Annotated in this window: 1 protein-coding gene; it reads left to right on the top strand. The window is 57.4% G+C overall.

All coding sequences use genetic code 11. The annotated features are described in order from the left end of the window. Nucleotides 1–101 precede the first annotated feature (101 nt). Nucleotides 102–1,130, top strand: coding sequence for an IS110 family RNA-guided transposase (locus CLV74_RS22430; RefSeq protein ID WP_106269155.1), 1,029 nt, complete (start codon nt 102–104; stop codon nt 1,128–1,130). Nucleotides 1,131–1,452: the final 322 nt, after the last annotated feature.

Here is a 1,452-nt window from a genome sequence, read left to right as displayed (position 1 = left end):
ATGCTGTAACGGGGCCTGCGTCGCGCACCGCCGTTGCCACTTGTCAGATGAGCGCCTTGCTGTCGCCATCCCCGTATTGAACCCAAATGGAGGATGACGGGATGAAGCTATTTATTGGATTGGATGTCTCGCTGGCGAAGACTGCAGTGTGTGTGGTCAGCGAGCATGGCCAGATCGTCAAAGAAGCGGAGACTGAAAGTGAACCCGAAGCTCTCGCGCGCTGGTTGGACGAGCTTGATGGCAGCATTGCAGCAGTTGGCTTGGAAGCCGGCCCTCTTTCTCAATGGCTGCACCGAGGGCTGAGCGAAGCTGGCCTCGATGCGGTGCTCATGGAAACGCGCCAGGTGAAAGGAGCGCTGAAGGCGATGCCAATCAAAACGGATCGCCGCGATGCAGAAGGGATTGCTCGCCTTCTTCATCTCGGCTGGTTCCGCCCGGTCCACTGTAAATCCGTCTCTGCTCAGGAAACTCGAGCAGTTCTTGGCGCTAGAAAAGCTCTTCAGCAAAACATGATCGCGCTGGAAATGTCGTTGCGCGGACTGCTACGCAACTTCGGCCTCAAGGTAGGTGCAATCTCCCGTGGTAGGTTTGAGCCACGCATTCGGGAATTAGCAAATGGCAACCCGATGCTGGAAACCGCGACAGAACCGATGCTGCGGGCCCGATCGTCACTGCGACAGGAACTGGCTGGTCTCGAAAAACACGTGCGCCAGTTAGCCGGGGACGATCCAGTGTGCTGTCGCCTCATGACCATGCCGGGGATTGGCGCGGTCGTGGCGCTGACCTTCCGTGCCGCGGTTGATGATCCCGCCCGCTTTAGGTCTTCAAAGAGAATTGGGCCCTGGGTTGGCCTGACGCCCTCACGCAACCAGTCTGGTGAACGGGACGTATCTGGAGGCATCACAAAAGCGGGTGACGTCAATCTGAGACGCGCATTGTGCCAAGCGGCAACCGTGATGATGAACCGTGGTCGATCGACATGGCTGAGAACATGGGGAGCCCAACTCGCACAGCGCCGAGGCCGGAAAATAGCAATGGTCGCACTCGCACGCCGCATCGCGGTCATTCTTCATCGGATTTGGGTAGATGGCACAATCTTCCAGTCAGACGCGGCACCAAACACTGTCTGATAGGATGATATCCCTCTTGTTGCCTGCCTGATCGCAGGCTTTCGAGGTCCCGCAGGGACGTGGTTCCGATGATGCCGTGGTCTGGACTGTCGCTGATCTTACCAAGCACGCCTATGAGATGGGCACATCGGAAGTACATCGAACCAGCATCATGTTGGCAGCCGCAGCGCTGACCACGAACCGAAGCATGTACCCAAGGATCTCAGCCGATACCAGCGACAGAAGCCAGGACGAGCAACAAAAAACATCAAAGCAACCGCTATGGCGGGTCAATTGTCTTGGGCAAAACTGCTTGACTGAGACGCCCCCGTTACCGAAGTCC

The organism is Donghicola tyrosinivorans (genome assembly GCF_003003355.1).
Taxonomy (GTDB): Bacteria; Pseudomonadota; Alphaproteobacteria; order Rhodobacterales; family Rhodobacteraceae; genus Donghicola; species Donghicola tyrosinivorans.
This window is presented reverse-complemented; position numbering and strand designations above follow the sequence as displayed.

Bases quoted from the DNA above. Each gene is read 5' to 3' on its own strand.
- CLV74_RS22430 (WP_106269155.1), top strand. From the start codon at position 102: ATGAAGCTATTTATTGGATTGGATGTCTCGCTGGCGAAGACTGCAGTG.